Consider the following 17407-nt stretch of genomic DNA (forward strand, 5'->3'; position numbering starts at 1 on the left):
CCACCCTCCGGACGCCCAGCGACCGGAACGTCGCAGCGGGCGGGCGACGTCGTGGTGCGTGGGCGGGGCTAGCTGGCCGCGCGCTCGAGCTCGTGCTCGGCGGCGGGGCCGGTCTCGGCGACCGGGTGGGCGTCGGTGGTCGAGCGGACGCGGCGGTCCGGCTCGGCGACCGGCAGCGGCTCGACCGGCTCGGGCGCGAAGCGGTAGCCGACGCCGAAGTGGGTGTGGATGTAGCGCCAGCTGGGCGAGGCCTTGTCGAGCTTCTGGCGCAGCTTGCGGACGAAGACGTCGACCGAGCGGTCGCCGCGGGCCATGGCGTAGCCCCAGACGCGCTGGTAGATCTCCTCGCGCTCCAGCACGCGGCCCTCGGCCCCGGCCAGCAGGTCGATCAGCTCGAACTCGCGCTTGGTCAGCTCGGCCGACTGGCCGGCGACGAAGGCCTGGAACTGATCCCCGCGGATCTCCAGCTCGCCGCAGACGCGCGGTCCACGGTCCTCCTGCGGCTCGACCCGGCGACGGCGGCGGACGACGGCCTCGATCCGGGCCATCAGCTCCTCCGGGTGGCAGGGCTTGCCGACCCAGTCGTCCGCCCCCAGGCGCAGGCCGCGGACCCGCTGGGCCACGCTCGACTGGCCGGTGCAGACGATGATCCCCAAGCCCGGCATCCGGGTGGCGACCTTCTCCAGGTACTCCCACGCCTGCGGGCCGAGGACCCCGACGTCGACGACCAGGGCGCTGAGGCGCATCGCGACCAGATCCTCGACCGGGACCGGGCTGGCCAGCACGCGCTGCTGCCACCCGGCGCGCTCGAAGCGCTTGCCGAGGACGTGGAGGAAACCGCTGTCGGTGTCGATCAGGGCGACCCGCAGGGTGCCGCCCGCGGCCGCTGAACTGCCGACGCTCGAGACGGAGGAGTTCTCCTGCATCGCGGCGAAGTCTAGTCGGCTCAGGGGGTGTGAAACGACTTGTGACGTCACAGTCACCACTTCTTCACAACCCGCTGAGCACCGTGTGACGGACGGCACGTTTGCGCCGTCCGCCCGTTCGCCCCGCACAGCGCGGACGATCGACGGGCTCCGCGGACCTCTCCCGGCCCCCCGGCAGGCCCGCGAGGCTCGCTCGCCGGCGGCCATCCTGGCGCGCTGCCGCTCGTCGCCGGTCACGTGCACGGGGCCGGTGCGGGCTCCCGCCGTGTTCGACCCCGCCGCGCGGCGGGCCGGTCGATCGCGACCCGCTTCGCGCGTCAGCCCTGCCCCAGCGCGGGCCCGCCCCGACCTGACCCGCCAGGCCCGCCGACCGCGCGCCAGGCGCCCTCGGCCCCGACTCGCCGCGGTCGCCGCCGCCGCGCCCGTCAGGCGCCCTGGGCCCCGGGCTCGTCCGCGTCGGGCCGTTCGACGCCCGGGCCATCGGCACCGGCGTCGCCGCCCGTCGAACCACCGGCTGCGCCGCCCCCGGGCGCGCCATCGCCCGCCGCACCGCCACCCGCAGCCCCATCGCCCGGCCGGCCCGAACCATCCGCCGACCCAGGACCAGCATCCGCCGCCCCAGGCCCGCCCATCGGCCCGCCCCCGGGACCGCCAGCCACCGCTCCACCGGCCACCGACCCCGGCGGCACCAGCCCCCGCGCCCGCTGGGCACGGCGGTAGGCCCGCGAAGCCGACTCCTCGAACTCGGGCGAGGGGCCGTCGACGACGAAGGCCACCTGCTCGCCGATCGCGACGGCGTTGTCGCCGACCCGCTCGAAGGCGCGGGCGACCATGGTCATGGTCATCAGCCACTCGCGGGTGTCGATGTCGTCGCCGAGCTCGATCGCCAGGCGGAAGACCTCGCGGTTGAGCTCGTTCAGCTCCTGGTCCCGCCGCACCAGGTCGAGGGCCAGATCGACGTCACGCAGCTCCAGGGCCTGGCGGCACTGAACCACCTCGTCGCGCGCCAGCACGCCCATCCGCAGGATCGGCCCCAGCACCTCGGCCCGCCGCGGCGGGTCGTTGCCGGTCAGCGGAATCAGCTTGGCGATGTTCACGCACTGATCGCCCATCCGCTCGAAGTGCTTGGCGATGTGGAGCAGGCTCGCCACCAGCCGCAGGTCGCCCGCGACCGGGGCCTGGAGCGCCAGCAGCGACAGCACGCCCTGGTTGACCTCCAGGTAGCGGCCGTCGATCCGGTCGTCGTCCGCCATCACGAACGTGCCCAGCTCGACGTCCTGCTGCTCCAGCGCCTCGGTCACGCGCTCGATCTGGCGCACGACCAGCCCCAGCGCACCGAGCGTCACCCGCTCCAGCTCCAGCAGCTCTTCCCGGTAATGCGTCCTCGTCGCCACCGATCGAACCTACTCTCCGCCGTCCGCGCCCGGCGCGCGGGTCAGGAGAACTTCCCGGACACGTACTCCTCCGTCCGGGAGTCGCTCGGGTTGGTGAAGATCTTCTCGGTCGCGTCGACCTCGACCAGATCGCCCAGGTACATGAACGCCGTCCGGTCGCCGACGCGCGCGGCCTGCTGCATGTTGTGCGTCACCAGGACGATCGTGAAGTCCTGCTTCAGCTCCTGGATCAGCTCCTCGACCTTCAGCGTCGCGATCGGGTCGAGCGCCGAGCAGGGCTCGTCCATCAGGATCACGTCGGGCTTGATCGCGATCGTGCGCGCGATGCAGAGCCGCTGCTGCTGACCGCCCGAGAGGCCGACGCCCGGCGCGTTCAGCCGGTCCTTGACCTCGTCCCAGAGACCCGCCCCGCGCAGCGCCCACTCGACCCGGTCGTCGTGGTCGACGTCCTTGATCTTGTTGAACTTCAGGCCCGCCGCCACGTTCTCGCGGATCGACATCGTCGGGAACGGGTTCGGCCGCTGGAAGACCATCCCGATCATCCGCCGGATCGCCACCACGTCGGTCCCCGACGCGTTGATGTCGACCCCGTCGAGCAGGATCTCGCCCTCGACGCGCGCGCCCGGGATCTCCTCGTGCATCCGGTTGATCGAGCGCAGCAGCGTCGACTTGCCGCAGCCGGACGGCCCGATCATCGCCGTCACCTCGTTCGCCCGGTACTCCAGGTCGACGCCCTTGACCGCCATGTTGTCGCCGTAGAACGACTTCACGTTCCGCAGCGTCACGCTGTGGCCGGTGGTCGCGCTGGCGTGCTCGACCGGCGCCTGGCCGTCGGCCACCGACGCCGGGGTCTGCAGCGGGGTGTCGTGGGTGCTCACGGGAATACCACCGGAGGTCTGCGGGTCGCTGGTGCGCGGGTCGCGCACCCGGGTCGGGTCGGAGGTCATGCGATGCGGCTCCTGCGCTGGGCGAGGCGGGCGATGAGGCTGAGGAGGAGGATCAGCACGACGAGGGTCAGGGCAGCGCCCCACGCCCGGTCGTGCTGGGCCGACGACGAGGCCGTCACGTCGGCGTAGATCTGGGCCGGCAGCGTGTTCAGCGGCCCGTTCGGATCACCGGCGAGCGCGGTCGCGACGCCGGCGGTGAAGATGATCGGCGCGGTCTCGCCGGCGGCGCGGGCGATCGCCAGCAGCGAGCCCGTCACCAGGCCCGGCGCCGCCGTCGGCAGGACGATCCGGAGGATCACCTTCCAGCGGGGCACGCCGAGCGCCAGCGCGGCCTCGCGCAGCTGCTGCGGCACCAACCGCAGCACCGGCAGCGCCGCGTTGATCACGATCGGCAGCATCAGCAGACCGAGCGCGACCGACGCCTTCCAGCCGGCGAACGGCCCGCCGCCGACCTGGCTGACCACCAGCGTGATGTAGACGAAGAGGCCGAAGACCACCGACGGCACGCCGGTCATCACGTCGACCAGGTAGCGGACGAAGTTGCCGAACCAGGTGCCCTCGCCGTACTCGACCAGGTAGACCGCGACCGCGATCCCGATCGGGACCACGATCGCCGCCGCGATCCCGACCACCTCGAGGGTGCCGATGATCGCCGAGCGGATCCCGCCCAGGTCGGCCGCCTGCGACTGGACCGCGGCGTCGCCGAGGAAGCGGTTCGTGTTCGCCACCGCGCCGGCCGCGCCGGTCGGATCGGAGGTCAGGAAGCTCCAGCTGATCGAGCCGCCGCCCTTGACGAGCAGGAACCCGAGCAGCAGCGCCAGCGGCAGCAGCGCCAGGCCGGTCAGCGAGGCGACCAGCCCGCGGGCGCAGCGGTCGACCCGCTTGCGGCCCTCCAGGCTCGTCACCAGCTCCGGGTGCGGGATCCGCGTCAGCAGTCGGCGCTGGGCCTTCGGCAGCTCGCCGCGGGCCGCGGCGTCGACCGCGCGCTTGGCGTCGCGCTCGGCCCGCTTCAGCCGGCTCTCGGAGCGGGTGATGTAGCCGCGGGCGACCGCGTTGATCACCAGCGTGACCGCGAACAGCAGCAGGCCGGCGCCGATCAGCGCCGCGCGGTGCTCGGGGCTCGACGTCGCCTCCTGGAACTCCAGCGCGATCACCGAGGCCAGGGTCGACCCCTGCGAGAAGAGCGAGTCGCCGACGCCGGCCGTGGCGCCGCCGATCAGGATCGCGACGGCGATCGTCTCGCCCAGCGCCCGGCCGAGGCCGAGCATCGAGCCGCCGACGATCCCGGCGCGCGAGTACGGCAGGACGGCGGTCCGGATCATCTCCCAGCGCGTGGCGCCGAGGGCGAGGGCCGCCTCCTTGTGGTCGGCCGGGACCGTCGCCATCACCTCGCGCGAGATCGCGGAGACGATCGGGATGATCATGATCGCCAGGATCAGGCCGGTGATGAAGTAGTTGGCCGCCGAGACGTCGCCCCCGATGAAGGGGATGAACGAGAAGGTGTCGGCGAACCACTGCTCGGCGCCCTTCAGCTTCGGCGCCAGGAAGAGGAAGCCCCAGAGGCCGTAGACGACCGAGGGGACCGCGGCCAGCAGCTCGAGCGTGCCGGCGATGACCCCGCGCCAGCGCGCCGGCGCCAGCTCGGTGACGAACAGCGCCGTGGCGACCGCGACCGGGACGCCGATGATCAGCGCGACCACCGAGGTGATCAGCGTGCCCGCGACCAGCGCGCCGGCCCCGAAGGTGTCCTGCGACGGCAGCCAGTCGACCTTCGTCACGAAGTCGGTGAACCCGTACGCCGAGAAGACCGGCTCGGACTCGATCCCGAGCTTGATCAGGAAGTACAGGAGCAGGACGAAGATCAGCCCGGCGAGGGCCGTCAGCGCGTACTTGACCCATGGGTCGAGCCAGCTGCCGGTCTTCGTCCGGGCCAGCGTCTGCCGGAGCCGTGACGCGGCGTCGGGATTGGGGACGGTTGCGGTGCTCGATTCCATGCTGTCGGTGGGGGTCGCCGGTGGACCGGAGCGCCCGGGCCGCTACGACCCCCGCCCCGCCGCGAGATCGCGGCGGGGCGGGAGGACGCGTGCGCGGTGGGCGCGACCGCGGATCAGGAGATCGGCGCTCCGTTGCACTCGAGGGAGTCGACGACGGCCTTGGCCTTCGTCAGGATGCTGTCCGGCAGCGGCGCGTAGGCCAGCTGCTTGGCCTCTTCCTGACCGGTGGTGAGCCCGTAGGTCAGGTAGTTCTTGACGTCCTTGGCGACGCTCTCGGACTTCCCGGCCTTGCAGAGGTCCTTCGGCAGGACGACGAACGTGGCGGACGCGTCCGGGTAGGTCTGGTCGCCGTCGGCGTCGCCGATCGCGAACCGCAGGTCCTCCGGGACCTCGACGCCCTCACCGGCGGCGGAGACGGACTCCAGCGTCGGCTCGACGTAGTTGCCGGCCTTGTTCTTCAGGCTGGCGTAGGCGAAGTCGTTCTGCAGCGCGTAGGCCTGCTCGACGTAGCCGATCGCGCCCTCGGTCTGCTTGACCGCGGCGGCGACGCCGTCGTTGCCCTTGGCGCCGGTGCCGGTCGGCCACTTGACCGACTTGTCGACGCCCGGGCCCTTCTCCCACTCCTTGGAGTAGGCGCCGAGGTACGAGAGGAACGCCTTCGTGGTGCCCGACTCGTCGGAGCGGTGGACGACGGTGATCTTCTCGTCCGGCAGCGTCACGCCGGAGTTCTGATCGGCGATCGCCTTGTCGTTCCAGTTCTTGATCTTGCCGAGGAAGATGTCGGCGAGGGTGGCGCCGTCCAGCTTCAGGCCGGTCTCGAGGCCCTTGACGTTGTAGGCCGCCACGACCGCGCCGAAGAACGTCGGGACGTGGACGATCTCGCCCTGCTTCTTGGCGGCGGCGATCTCCTCGTCGTCCATCGCCGAGTCGGTGCCGCCGAAGTCGAGCGTGCCGTCGGTGACGCCGGCGATGCCCGCGCCCGAGCCGGTGCCCGCGTAGTTGAAGGTCAGGCCCTGGGACTTGAGCTTCGCGCCCCAGGTGTCGTAGACCGGCTTGGCGAACGTCGAGCCGCCGGCGTTGATCGCCCCGGAGAACGACGCGCTGGCCGTGGTCTCGGTGCCGGTGCTGGCCGCGGTGGTGTCGTTCTTCTTGTCGTCGGAACCGCAGGCTGCGACGCCGAGAGCGAGGACGGCAGACGCGCCCATCGCGGCAAACGTACGAATTCGCACGTGGTCTCCTTGAGTCAGTCAGGGGAACGTGACGCAGGGCAGCGTGTCAGCGCCGTTCCTGCATCCTGTTACCTGGGTGTGGCCGGGGTGTGAACTCGATGTGAACGTGGTGTGTCGGCGACGAGCGGGAGCCCGCCGACGACGTCCCGATCAGGCCGCGGGCTCCGGCGCGAACCGGTACCCGAACCCGATGTGGGTGTGGATGAAGCGCCAGCCCGGGGACGCGGCCTCGAGCTTCTGGCGCAGCTTGTGGACGTAGACGTCGATCGAGCGGTCCCCGCGGCGGAGCGGACCGCCCCAGACCGTCGAGAACAGCTCCTCGCGGGCCACGACGTGTCCCGAGCGGGTGGCGAGCGCCGAGAGCAGCTCGAACTCGCGCACCGACAGCGGGACGACGCGACCGGCGACGACGGCCAGCCCCTCCTGGGGCCGGATCTCGACCTGGGCGACGCGGATCGGCTCCGCGGGGGCTCCGGGGGCCACGTCGTCCGTGGATCGGGTCACGGTGCTCATCGCCCCGTGAGTGTGCGACAGCCCGCGGGCGCGCCAGTTACCGGACCGTGAACCAGCTGTGAACGGCATGTGAAACCGCGCCGATCACGCGCAACAGCAGGCGATTCGGCGCTAGCGTCGCCCGACCGATGCCGCTCTTCTTCCGCGCGACCGGAACCGACACCGCGCTGCTCGACCTGCTCGAGGAGTACGGCCGCACGATCCAGCGCTCGACGCTGCTGCTGCGCGACCTCGTGCGCGACTACCCCGAGCAGGCCGGCCTGGTCCGCGACCTCGTGCTCTGCGAGCAGGAGGGCGACCGGATCGCCCACGACATCATCCACCGGCTCAGCCGCCACAGCGCCGCCCAGGCGTCGCCGTTCGAGATCGACGACGGCTACCGGCTGGCGACCGCGCTCGACGACATCGTCGACGACGCCGAGGCGGCGGCCGACATGTTCTCCGTCTACCAGGTCGAGGCGGCCACCGACCAGGCCACCCAGCTGGCCGACATCCTGGTGGCCTGCGGCGAGCAGCTGGCGCTGGCGCTGCGGGCGCTGCGGACCGGCAGCGACCTGTCGCCGTTCCTGGTCGAGATCCACCGGCTGGAGAACGACGGCGACCGGATCAGCCGCGACGCGATCGCGTCGCTGTTCGAGATCGGCGTCGACCCGCTGTTCGTGATCCGCTGGAAGGACATCTACGCGGCGCTCGAGAGCGCGATCGACGCCTGCGAGACGGTCGCCCACCACCTCGAGGGGATCGTCCTCAAGCGTCGCCGCTGAGGCTGAGCGCCCCGCGCTCACCCCGGCCCCTCCCCGACCGGCGCCGGCCAGGCCCCGGCCGCGCCGTCGGCCAGGTCGCAGGCCAGCGCCGACCAGGCGAACCCGCGCGCGCCGTAGCCGCGGCCGTCGCGCGGGTCGTAGTACTCGCGCAGGCCCTCGCGCTCGACGGCGGCGACCAGCGCCGCGGCGGTCGCGGAGGCCTCGGCCTCGTGGCCGAGCGCGGCCAGCGCCGGCAGCAGCAGCCAGGCGACGTTGACCCACGACGGGCCGCGCCAGGTCCGCCAGCGGTCGAAGCTCGGCCGGTGCGCCGGATCGTCGATCGCGACCGACGGGATCCCGACCGGGGCGGCGAAGCGGTCGCGGGCCAGCAGCTGCTCGGCCGCCAGCCGGCGCCGGATCGGCAGCGGGATCCCCGGCAGCAGCAGCGGCGCCAGCGACGACCAGCCGCCGGCCGCCACCGGTCGCCGGCCGCGGCCGGCGAGATCACGGAAGAGGCCCGCCGACTCGTCCCAGCAGTGGTCGACCAGCGACCGCTCGCTGCGGGCGGCGAGGGTCGCCCAGGCCCGGTCGCCGGTCAGCCGCGCCATCGCGTGCAGCGACAGCGCGTAGGCGGTCGTGGTCCAGACGTCGACCACGTGGTGGTCGTGGCGGGCGGCGAAGCGGCGGGCGTCGTAGCCGACCCGGCGGGCCCGCTCGACCAGCAGCCAGTAGCCGGGCCGGTCGTGGACCAGGGCTCCGAACGGCCGGTCGTACTGGGGGCTGTCGTCGAGCCCCGACTCGTCCGGGAAGAGGATCGTCAGCAGCCCGTCGCCGGCCAGGTCGCGCTCGGCGGCCAGCCAGTCGAGGTGCTCGGTCAGGGCCGGCAGCGCCTCGCTCGCGAAGCCGGGATCGCCGGCCGGGTCGGCGGCGGCGACCCGCTCCCAGGCCAGCGGCAGCAGCGGCGGGCCGATCGAGGCGGTCGCCAGCTCGCCGACGATCCGGCGGGTGGCGTAGAACGGCGCCCGCCGCCAGCCGGCCGGCCGGTCCCAGAAGACGGTGTGCGGCAGCAGCCCGGGGCGGGCGCCGACCCGCGGGGCGATCCGCGGGTCGCCGCCGCGGACGACGGTCCGCAGCTCCTCGCGAGCGCGCGCGGGGTCGAACCGGGTCCAGGCGATCGCGCTGAAGCAGGAGTCCCAATGCCACTGGTGGCGGTAGCGCGGCGTCGACGGGCAGGTGAAGGCGTAGGGCACGCCGCGCCGCTCGCCGCTGCGCCAGTTGGCCCGCAGCGTCGCCTCGGCCAGCGCGTCGACCGGCCGCGACGCGCGCGGGGCCTGCCGCTCGATCAGGCCGCTTCCGGAGGTCATCGGGTCAGGCCGCCGCGACCAGCTCGCGGTAGGTGACCGACGGCCGGCGGGCGTGGCGGCGGAGGACGTCCTCGGCCGCCGCGATCAGCCGCGGGTGGTCGAGGTCGGCCGGGTGCAGCTCCAGCCGCACCGGTCCGCCGCCGATCCGCGACGCGGTCCGCAGCACCGCCGGCGAGGCGAACCGCTTGAGCGGGGTCGAGGCGCCGAGCCCGAGCGCCAGCGCCCGCAGCGGCCGCGGCCGGGAGCCGCCGTGGACCGCGTCGATCGTCGCCCACCACGCGTAGCGGTCGCGGAGCGTCGCGTGCAGCGACGGCGTGTAGGCGAAGCCCGGGGCGACGAAGCCGTCCGGCTCGATCCCGGCGTCGGTCAGGATCCGGCGACCGGCGGCGACGGCGCGGTCGGTCTCCTCGGCGTCGAGGCCGACGAACTCGGCCGCGCGGCCGCCCTGCCAGAGCGCGACCGCCTGCCGCAGCGGCGCCGCCGGCCGGGTCTGCTCGTGGCGGAAGCCGTGCTGGGCGACCTCGTCGCCGGCGTCGATCCGCTCCCCCAGCCAGGCCCGCAGCGCCGGGCTGCGGCGGTCGAAGGGGTGCAGGTCGGGGGCCGGGATCACCAGCAGCGTGACCCGCGCGACGCCGTGGTCGGCCAGCCACTCGCGGAGCAGCGCGCAGCGCTCCCAGGTCGCCGGCTCGACGTCGTGGACGGTGACCGCGATCGCGTCGCGCGGGTCGACCGCGCGGCGGGCGGCGGGCAGCGACGGCAGCGCCCGCAGCGGGGCGGGGCGCGGGATCGCGTCCTCGGGGCTCATGCGGCCACGGCTCCGCGGCGACGGCGCCGCTCCAGCAGGTCGACCATGTCGCGCAGCTCCTGGTGGAAGAGGACGGTCCAGCCGTGGCGCCAGGCCAGCGCCGCAGCCGCGCCGGCGTCGGGCGCGGCCCGGCGGGCGGCCTCGATCGCGCGCCGCAGGCCGTCGACGTCGCCGGCCCGGTAGCCGTGGCCGAGGCTGCCGATCGCCGCCGCCGAGGGCGCGCTCTCGCAGGTCACGACCCGCGCGCCGCAGGCGGCCGCCTCGAGCCCGACCAGGCCGAAGGTCTCGTTCGGGCCCGGCATCACCACGCACGAGGCGGCGGCGTAGCGACGAGCCAGCTCGGCGGGATCGCGGACGTAGTCGCCGAGCGTCACCCGGTCGCTCAGCCCGAGCGCCTCGATCTCGGCCGGCAGCGCGGTCCGCCAGGGACCGTCGCCGACCAGCTCCAGCCGCCAGTCGCCGTCGCGGGTGGCGCGCAGCAGCTCCCCCACGCCCTTCGAGCGCGAGAGCCGGCCGGCGTAGAGGACGTGGTCGCCGCGGACCACGTCCGGCTGCGGGCGGAACGCCGGGTCGAGCCCCAGCCGCAGCGGCAGGTCGGCCGCGCGGCCGCTGTCGGGGACCGGGTCGATCACCGACATGATCGCGTCGACGTCGCGGTAGGCGTGGTGCATCCAGGCCCGGAAGACCGGCAGCCAGGCGGCGTCCGGCCCCGGCATCCCGGCCGCGGCCAGCGCCGCCGACCCGTGGTGGACGGCGACCACCAGCGCGCCGGCGCCGTGGGCGGCGGCGATCGCCTGGCGCGGGGTCCAGAAGGGGTCGTGGAGCAGCAGCACGTCGGGCCGCAGCCGCTCGATCGTCCGCCGCAGTCCCCCGCCGCCGGGCGGGATCCGGTAGTCGTTGCGGGTCACCCGGACGCCGCGGATCCGGTGCATCCCGTCGCCCTCGTCGTCGCGCGGGCCGGGCACAATGACGTGGTGCTCGTAGGCGCCGGTGATCGCCGCGTGGCGCCGCTTGGCGTCGAGGTAGCTCTTGATCCCGCCGCTGCGCTCGCCGTACCAGAGCGTCACGTCGGCGATCCGCAGCCGCCGGCCGTGGCGGCGGGTGGCGCCGACGGCCGGCGCCCCCGCGCCGTCCGCCCGCCCGCGGTCGGGCCGCGGGCGGAGGACGGCCGTGCTCAGCGACTCACGCGACACGCCGCTCACCGGCGGGGCGGATGGCCTCGCGGGTGGCGGCGGCCTCGGCGTCGCGGCGGGCGGCCCGCAGCGTGCCCGCGGCCAGCGCCCGCCGGTAGCCCTCGGCCAGCCGGCCGAGCGCCGCGTCCCAGGTCCGCTCCTGGACCGCCCCGAGCCCGCCGATCGCCAGCTCGGCGCGCCGCTGCGGGCTGGCGGCCAGCTCGACCACCGCGTCGGCCAGCGCGCCGGCGTCGGCCGGGCGCAGCAGCCCGCTGACCCCGTCCTCGATCAGCGAGACCGGCCCGCCCTCGGCGACGGCGACGACCGGCAGCCCGGACGCCTGGGCCTCCAGCAGCACCTGGCCGAAGGTGTCGGTGCGGCTGGCGAAGAGGAACAGGTCGGCGCTGGCGTAGACGTCGGCCAGCGGGTCGCCGGAGAGCCAGCCGAGGAAGCTGGCGTGCTCGCCCAGCCGCTCGCGGAGGACGTGCTCCTCGGGGCCGCCGCCGGCCAGCACCAGGTGCAGGCGCGGATCGCGCTCACGGGCGGCGAGGAAGGCGTCGGCCAGCAGCTGGACGCCCTTCTCCTCGGTCTGGCGGCCGGCGTAGAGGACGTGGATCCGCTCGCCGGCGCGGCCCGGCTCGCGGCCGGCGAGGCGATCGATCAGGGTCGGGTCGCGGCGCTCCGGGCGGAAGCGGGCGATGTCGACCCCGCGGTCCCAGCGGCCGAGCCGGTCGCCGGCGATCCCGAGCCCGCGGAGGACGTCGTCGCTCTGCGGGCTCGGCGTCAGGACGACGTCGGCCTGCTGGTAGAAGAGCGCGATCGCGCCGGTCGCGTAGGCCTCGAGGTCGGCGTCGGCGGAGCGGAGGCCGGTGTAGGCGGCCAGCTCGGTGTGGTAGCTGCCGAGGATCGGCAGCTCCAGCATCTTCGCCAGCGCCAGGCCGACGACCCCGGAGGGGCCGGGCGAGCAGAGGTGGACCACGTCGTAGCGGCCCTCGGCGATCTGCTCGACCAGCGAGGGGACGCTCGGGATCCCGACCTGCAGGCCCTCGTAGAAGGGGATGTCGACCTCGGCGATCGCGGGCAGCCGGCGGTCGACGTTGGCGTCGGTGCCGATCACCTCGACGTCGAAGCCGGGCACGCCGCGCTCGCGGATCGTGTTCAGCGTGTGGGTGACGCCGTGCATCCCGCCGATCCCGTCGGCGATCAGGGCCACCCGGTGGCGCTCGCCGTCGACCCGCGGCTTCAGCTTCCGCCGCTCGCGCCCGAGGAAGGCCGTCGAGGGCAGGTAGGGCACCGCCGGCACCAGCGCGTCGAGCAGCTGGCCGCCGATCGCCCCGAGGTCGACCGAGCCGACGCCGTCGCCCTCGCCGATCCGGCCCGCGGCGCCGAGCACCGAGTCGAGCGCGGTGGCCAGCTTGCGCTCGTGGGCGCGGCGGGCGCGGCGGTAGAGGTCGTCGTGCTCGAAGCCCTCCTCCTGGAACATCGCCAGCAGCTCGGCCTCGGTCATGCCGTCGAGGCCGACGCCGTCGAGCCAGGCGCGGAGCAGTGCGCGGGCGTCGTCGGAGGTGACGTCCGGGGCGTCGCCCTCCTCACCGCGGCGAACGTCGCCCTCGCTCATCACCCGCGAGACGATCTTCAGCATCGCCTCGGGCCGCGGCCGCGCGACGGTCCCGGACTCGGGCGTGCCGAGGGCCCGGATCGCGATCCCCATCGCGGCGTGCGACCACTTGGCGGCGCCGCCCTGGATGCCCTTGGCGACGCAGCGGCCGGCGCGGATGTGGGCCAGGAAGTCCTCGGCGGTGTAGGCCAGCGGGGTCTCGGTGTAGGTGCGGCCGATGTCGACGCCGGCGTGGTCGTCGGTGCCGCCGACGCCGATCCCGCCGTGGGTGTCGATGTAGGTGGCGGCCGGGGCGTTCAGCTCGCGGGCGCGGGAGCCGTTGCGGACCTCCCAGATCGGGAACAGCTCGGCCAGCTGGCGGCGGTGGCGCGGGGTCAGCGGCGCCTCGACGTAGTAGAAGGGGTGGGCCAGCGCGGTCGTGATCTCGTTCTGGTGCAGGTACTCGGCGCAGCGCACGACGTCGTGGCTGTGGGCCTGGAGCCAGTCGTGGTCGTCCTGGTTGAGGCCGAGGACGAGCACGTGGACGGCCTGCGGCTCGCCCTTGAACCAGGCGGTCAGCTCCTCTCCGACGATCACGTCGGGACGGTCGGCGATCGTCAGCGCGCCGGCGATGGTGTCGTGGTCGCTGATCACCACGTAGTCCATGCCGCGGCGCTTGGCCAGCTCGTAGACGTCCTCCGGCGGGGTGGCGCACTCGGGCATCCCGACCGAGCGCTGGACCCCGAGCTTGCTCAGCTGCGAGGCCGTCGAGTGGACGTGGAGGTCGGCGCGCGAGAGGGCCGGCGGGATCGCGCTGGCGTCGCCCGCGCCTGGGCCGCGCTCGTCGCCGGGGACCGGCGGGTGGGAGCTGCCGTTCATGGGGCTCATGTCACGACAAGGGTCCGCCCGTCGCCGAGCCCCGAAGTGACGGCTTCGTATCCGATCGGTGACGATGGTGTGAAGGCCACCGCCGCGATCGGCCGTCCCGGGGAACCCCTGATTTTGCAGGTCGTTTCGGACGGAGCGGGCGATCCACCGCTGGGTCCGGGGCCGGCGGCAGCCCGGTCCGTGAAACCGTCCGGGCGGAGCCGGTGTAGGAGATGGGCCACCGCCGCCGACGGCGCCCCGCGGGCCTTCACCGGACCTTCACCGCGACGCGCCGCCCGGCCCCGAGCATGCCTCCGTGGCCACCACCCCCGCGATCGCCCCGGTCCTGCTCGAACGGGGCCCGGTGACGGTGACCCTGACCCGTTCGCCGCTGCGGATCGCGGTGATGCGCGACGGCGTCCCGGTCGTGCGCGCGATCGAGCCGTGGGTCCGCGACGGCACGGTCGACGACCGCTTCGTGCGCGTGACCGAGGGGGTCGTCGCGCGCGAGCGGCTGCGGGCGCTGGACGCGCTGGTCTCCGCGACGGTGGTGCCGCGGCCGGGCGACGGTCCCCCGGCCTCGCTCGACCCCGACGCGCCGCCGAACGGCACGCTGCCGCCCCCCGCGGCGGTGCCGGCGACGACGCTGGCGCTGCGGTTCGCGTCCGGCCGCGAGGGCACGCTGCGGATCGCGCTGCCCGAGCCCGACGTCGTCCACGTCGACCTGGCGGTGGGCCCTGGGCCTGGCGCGCCGCCGCCGCTGCGGCTGGGCGTCCGCTGGCCGGTCCCGGGCGACCTGCGGCTGAGCGGGCTCGGCGCCCGCCACCACCCGTCGGTCGACCACGCCGGCCGCCGGATCCAGCTCGGCGCCGACCGTCGCTACCTGGGACCGGGCTGCGCGCCCGAGATGGCCGCCGCCGGCGGGATCCCCCAGGGCGACTACGCGCCGGTGCCGTTCCTGCAGTCGGCCGCCGGCTGGGCGGCGTGGCTGGACACCGCCGGCAACGGCACCCAGTTCTTCCTCGACGGCGGCGCGGTCAGCCCCAGCGTGCGGACGGTCAGCGGGCCGCTGCGGCTGCGGCTGCACCTGCACCCCGGGCCGGTCCAGCGTCTGCTGGCCTTCCAGCGCGCGACCGGCCGGCCGGCGCTGCTGCCGGTGTGGGGCTACGGGTTCTGGAAGTCGCGCGACATCCACGACCACCAGGACCAGGTCGAGGAGGACGTCCACGGCTGCCGCTGGCACGAGATCCCGGTCGACGCGGTGGTGCTCGACTCGCCGTGGGAGACGAACTACAACACCTGGCGCCCGAACCCCCACCAGTTCCCCGACTTCGCCGGGATGGTCGGGCGGCTGCGCGGCGACGGGGTGCGGACGGTGGTCTGGGTGACGCCGTGGGTCAACGTCGACTCGGCCGGCGGCCAGACCCCGCCCGACCCGGCCTCGATCCGGCTCCACCGACGGCCGGCGGAGACCTACGCCGAGGGCGCCCGGATCGGCGCCTACGTGCGGCCGCCGGCGGGCGACGGGGCGGGCCACGCGCAGGCGATCAAGGCGGCGCTGGAGGGCGACGAGCACGACGACCTCGGCGACCTGGCCGACGGCGACGCGCCCTACCTGGCCCAGTGGTGGATGGGGCGCGGGTCGCCGATCGACTTCACCGGCCCCGGCGAGCGGTGGTGGCGGGCCCAGGCCGAGGCGGTGCTGGGCCTGGGCGTGGCCGGGATCAAGGCCGACGACGGCGAGGGCTACTACCTGCCGGAGGACGTCCGCTTCGCCGACGGCTCGACCGGGGCGGTGCGGGCCTGGCGCTGGGGCGACGACTACCGGCGCTCGATGCGGCGGGCGCTGGAGCGGGTCCATCCCGGCGAGGGCGTGCTCTTCGGCCGCTCCGGCTGGACCGGCCAGCAGGCGACGGGGATGCTGTGGGCGGGCGACCAGGCGTCGGACTTCTGGTCGCTGCGGGTGCTGCTGGCGGCGACCGTCTCGGCCGCCCACTCGGGGATCTCGAACTGGTCGCACGACATCGGCGGCTACCTCGGCGACGCCGGCGTCAAGCGCTGCAGCGCCGAGCTGCTGGTGCGGTGGGCGCAGCTGGGCTGCTTCACCCCGCTGATGCAGGCCCACGCGCGGCTGGAGCAGGAGCCGTGGACCTACGACCACGAGACGCTGGGCCTGTTCCGCGGCTACGCGCTGCTGCACGAGATGCTGGTGCCGTACGTCCGTGCGGCGGCCCGCACCGCCGCCCGCAGCGGCCTGCCGATCATCCGGCCGCTGGCGTGGCTGGACCCGGCCGACGACCGTCTCTGGTCGGTGCCGGACGCGTTCGCCTACGGGCCCTCGCTGGTGGTCGCGCCGGTGGTCGACGAGGGCCTGCGCGAGCGCGCGGTGCCGCTCCCCCGCGGCCGCTGGATCGAGACCTGGTCGGGACGCGAGGTCGAGGGCGGCCGGACGGTCGTCGTCGCCACCCCGCGCGAGCGGACCCCGGTCTGGGTGCGGGCCGGGGCGATCGTCCTCAGCCACCCCGCCGAGCACGTGGCCCGCGGCCTCGGCGACGGCGACGACCGCGAGCGGCCCTACGTGGCGACGTTGTGGGGCGCGCCCGAGGCCGGCCGGGCGCGCGCGGCGCTGCCCGACGGGACGCCGGTGCGGTGGGTCCGCGGCCGCTGGCTGCTGCCCGACGGGTGGGACGTGCGGACGGTCGAGCGGGGTGGGCCGTCCTAGTTCACGCGGGTGACCTGCTCGCAGTCGTCGGCCACGGTGTCGATCGCGTTCGCGCGAACGGTGTCGAAGCCAGGCCCGCAGACGATGTCGTTGGCCGCCACCGGCAGCGTCGAGTGGTAGGACGAGTCGATCACGTCGTCGCCGAGGCCGGCGTCGACCGAGAACGTGCCGTGGGCCTCGATCCGGTCGTTGCCAGGCCCCCCGAGGAGCAGGCCCGATCCGCCGAAGAAGCCGCCCTGCAGCTGGTCGTCGCCCTCGCCACCGTCGGCGACGCCACGGCCGAGCGAGAGGACGTCGTTGCCGCCGCGGCCTTCGATCCGGTCGACCCCGATCGGATCGGCCGCGTACTCCTCGCCGCCGCCGAGCACGTTGGGGCCGTCCGAGCCGATCAGCACGTCGTTCCCCCGCCCGGTCAGCACGTTCTCGACGTCGGGACGGATGTTCGCGTGGCCGTCGGGGCCGTCGTCGGCGATGCCGTCCAGGCTGACCCGGACGTCCTGGTCGCCCGGGAACTGCACGCTGTCGATCCCGGGGCCACCGGAGACGTCGTCAGCCCCGCCGCGCGGGAGGATCGTCTCGGCAGCCGGACCGCCGAGCAGACGGTCGTCGCCGCTGCCGAGGTCGTAACGCGTGACCGCGTCGGCCGCCGCCAGTCCGCGGGCGTCGAGCAGGTCGTTCCCCGCGCCGAGATCCACGACCACGCCGTCGTCCGGTGCCTCGCCGAGGCAGAGCCCGGCGTTCAGCAGCGGAGCGATCAGGCAGCCGAGGTGCGGTCCCTGGCCGAGCTTGCCGGTCAGCGGCGCGCCGGCGTCGACCACGCCGTTCAGCAGCCGGCCGAGCCCGGCCGAGGTGATCGTGATCGCGTTCCGCTCAGCGCCCTGCCCGGTGATCGTCAACTGGCCGTGCGCGGCGCCCGGGCCGTCACCGACCGTGCGCACCTCGGCGGTCGACCCGAAGGCCGCCGTCGGCGACAGCGCCAGCCCGACCAGGACGACGCCCACCCCCCAACCCCTGTGTCCCATCGCGCCAAGATATAGCGGCGGTTCCGTTCCGCCACCGTCGCCGGTACCAACGGCGGACCAGCGGAACGGTGACCGGCGATCGATGACCGCGGGCTCCATCGACTAGCGTGCC

General features: G+C 74.6%; 13 protein-coding genes. 2 read left to right on the forward strand and 11 right to left on the reverse strand.

The window, feature by feature from the left end; translation table 11 throughout:
- Nucleotides 1-68 precede the first annotated feature (68 nt).
- The 6 genes from SH587_RS11415 to SH587_RS11440 form a co-directional block, all read right to left on the reverse strand.
- Nucleotides 69-926, reverse strand: coding sequence for a response regulator transcription factor (locus SH587_RS11415; RefSeq protein WP_320670738.1), 858 nt, complete (start codon nucleotides 924-926; stop codon nucleotides 69-71).
- A 425-nt stretch (nucleotides 927-1351) separates the two neighbouring features.
- Nucleotides 1352-2320, reverse strand: coding sequence for a phosphate signaling complex PhoU family protein (locus tag SH587_RS11420; RefSeq protein ID WP_320670739.1), 969 nt, complete (start codon nucleotides 2318-2320; stop codon nucleotides 1352-1354).
- Between the two features lie 41 nt (nucleotides 2321-2361).
- A complete protein-coding gene (gene pstB / locus SH587_RS11425) occupies nucleotides 2362-3267 on the reverse strand; it encodes a phosphate ABC transporter ATP-binding protein PstB (RefSeq protein WP_320670740.1) in 906 nt (301 codons plus the stop codon).
- Nucleotides 3264-5261 (reverse strand): phosphate ABC transporter permease subunit PstC, encoded by a 1998-nt coding sequence (pstC, locus tag SH587_RS11430; protein WP_320670741.1) that lies wholly within the window; start codon nucleotides 5259-5261, stop codon nucleotides 3264-3266. Before pstC ends, pstB begins: the two co-directional genes overlap by 4 nt.
- Before the next feature lie 113 nt (nucleotides 5262-5374).
- Nucleotides 5375-6466 (reverse strand): phosphate ABC transporter substrate-binding protein PstS, encoded by a 1092-nt coding sequence (gene pstS, locus SH587_RS11435; protein WP_320670742.1) that lies wholly within the window; start codon nucleotides 6464-6466, stop codon nucleotides 5375-5377.
- 174 nt (nucleotides 6467-6640) lie between these two features.
- Nucleotides 6641-6994, reverse strand: coding sequence for a winged helix-turn-helix domain-containing protein (locus SH587_RS11440; protein ID WP_320670743.1), 354 nt, complete (start codon nucleotides 6992-6994; stop codon nucleotides 6641-6643).
- Between the two features lie 137 nt (nucleotides 6995-7131).
- Between SH587_RS11440 and SH587_RS11445 the strand changes: the two genes are divergently transcribed.
- Nucleotides 7132-7767, forward strand: a complete 636-nt coding sequence (locus SH587_RS11445; protein WP_320670744.1) for a DUF47 domain-containing protein — start codon at nucleotides 7132-7134, stop codon at nucleotides 7765-7767.
- 17 nt (nucleotides 7768-7784) lie between these two features.
- On the opposite strand, the gene SH587_RS11450 is transcribed toward SH587_RS11445, so the two are convergent.
- Genes SH587_RS11450 through SH587_RS11465 form a run of 4 tightly spaced genes read right to left on the reverse strand, consistent with a single transcriptional unit; the run spans nucleotide 7785 to nucleotide 13572 of the window.
- The gene (locus tag SH587_RS11450; protein WP_320670745.1) at nucleotides 7785-9110 is read right to left on the reverse strand and encodes an MGH1-like glycoside hydrolase domain-containing protein; all 1326 of its coding nucleotides are present in this window, start codon (nucleotides 9108-9110) and stop codon (nucleotides 7785-7787) included.
- Between the two features lie 4 nt (nucleotides 9111-9114).
- Entirely contained in the window at nucleotides 9115-9915 is an 801-nt protein-coding gene (locus SH587_RS11455; protein WP_320670746.1) for a DUF2334 domain-containing protein, read from the reverse strand.
- Nucleotides 9912-11117, reverse strand: a complete 1206-nt coding sequence (locus SH587_RS11460) for a glycosyltransferase (protein ID WP_320670747.1) — start codon at nucleotides 11115-11117, stop codon at nucleotides 9912-9914. Before SH587_RS11460 ends, SH587_RS11455 begins: the two co-directional genes overlap by 4 nt.
- The gene (locus tag SH587_RS11465) at nucleotides 11098-13572 is read right to left on the reverse strand and encodes a glycosyltransferase (RefSeq protein ID WP_320670748.1); all 2475 of its coding nucleotides are present in this window, start codon (nucleotides 13570-13572) and stop codon (nucleotides 11098-11100) included. Before SH587_RS11465 ends, SH587_RS11460 begins: the two co-directional genes overlap by 20 nt.
- 295 nt (nucleotides 13573-13867) lie before the next feature.
- Here SH587_RS11465 and SH587_RS11470 point away from each other — a divergent pair, with 295 nt between their 5' ends.
- The gene (locus SH587_RS11470; protein ID WP_320670749.1) at nucleotides 13868-16273 is read left to right on the forward strand and encodes a glycoside hydrolase family 31 protein; all 2406 of its coding nucleotides are present in this window, start codon (nucleotides 13868-13870) and stop codon (nucleotides 16271-16273) included.
- Here the strand turns inward: SH587_RS11470 and SH587_RS11475 are convergent.
- On the reverse strand, nucleotides 16270-17295 hold the full coding sequence (locus SH587_RS11475; RefSeq protein ID WP_320670750.1) for a calcium-binding protein: 1026 nt from the start codon (nucleotides 17293-17295) through the stop codon (nucleotides 16270-16272). The two genes, SH587_RS11470 and SH587_RS11475, sit on opposite strands and share 4 nt — an antisense overlap.
- Nucleotides 17296-17407: the final 112 nt, after the last annotated feature.

The sequence above is a fragment of the Patulibacter defluvii genome (genome assembly GCF_034096925.1).
Classification (GTDB): Bacteria; Actinomycetota; Thermoleophilia; order Solirubrobacterales; family Solirubrobacteraceae; genus Patulibacter; species Patulibacter defluvii.

What these genes read in the sequence shown, in the direction of transcription:
- SH587_RS11450 (WP_320670745.1), bottom strand. Translation starts at nt 9,110, where the DNA reads ATGACCTCCGGAAGCGGCCTGATCGAGCGGCAGGCCCCGCGCGCGTCG.
- SH587_RS11445 (WP_320670744.1), top strand. Translation starts at nt 7,132, where the DNA reads ATGCCGCTCTTCTTCCGCGCGACCGGAACCGACACCGCGCTGCTCGAC.
- SH587_RS11475 (WP_320670750.1), bottom strand. Translation starts at nt 17,295, where the DNA reads ATGGGACACAGGGGTTGGGGGGTGGGCGTCGTCCTGGTCGGGCTGGCG.
- pstB (WP_320670740.1), bottom strand. Translation starts at nt 3,267, where the DNA reads ATGACCTCCGACCCGACCCGGGTGCGCGACCCGCGCACCAGCGACCCG.
- pstC (WP_320670741.1), bottom strand. Translation starts at nt 5,261, where the DNA reads ATGGAATCGAGCACCGCAACCGTCCCCAATCCCGACGCCGCGTCACGG.
- SH587_RS11465 (WP_320670748.1), bottom strand. Translation starts at nt 13,572, where the DNA reads ATGAGCCCCATGAACGGCAGCTCCCACCCGCCGGTCCCCGGCGACGAG.
- SH587_RS11455 (WP_320670746.1), bottom strand. Translation starts at nt 9,915, where the DNA reads ATGAGCCCCGAGGACGCGATCCCGCGCCCCGCCCCGCTGCGGGCGCTG.
- SH587_RS11415 (WP_320670738.1), bottom strand. Translation starts at nt 926, where the DNA reads ATGCAGGAGAACTCCTCCGTCTCGAGCGTCGGCAGTTCAGCGGCCGCG.
- pstS (WP_320670742.1), bottom strand. Translation starts at nt 6,466, where the DNA reads ATGGGCGCGTCTGCCGTCCTCGCTCTCGGCGTCGCAGCCTGCGGTTCC.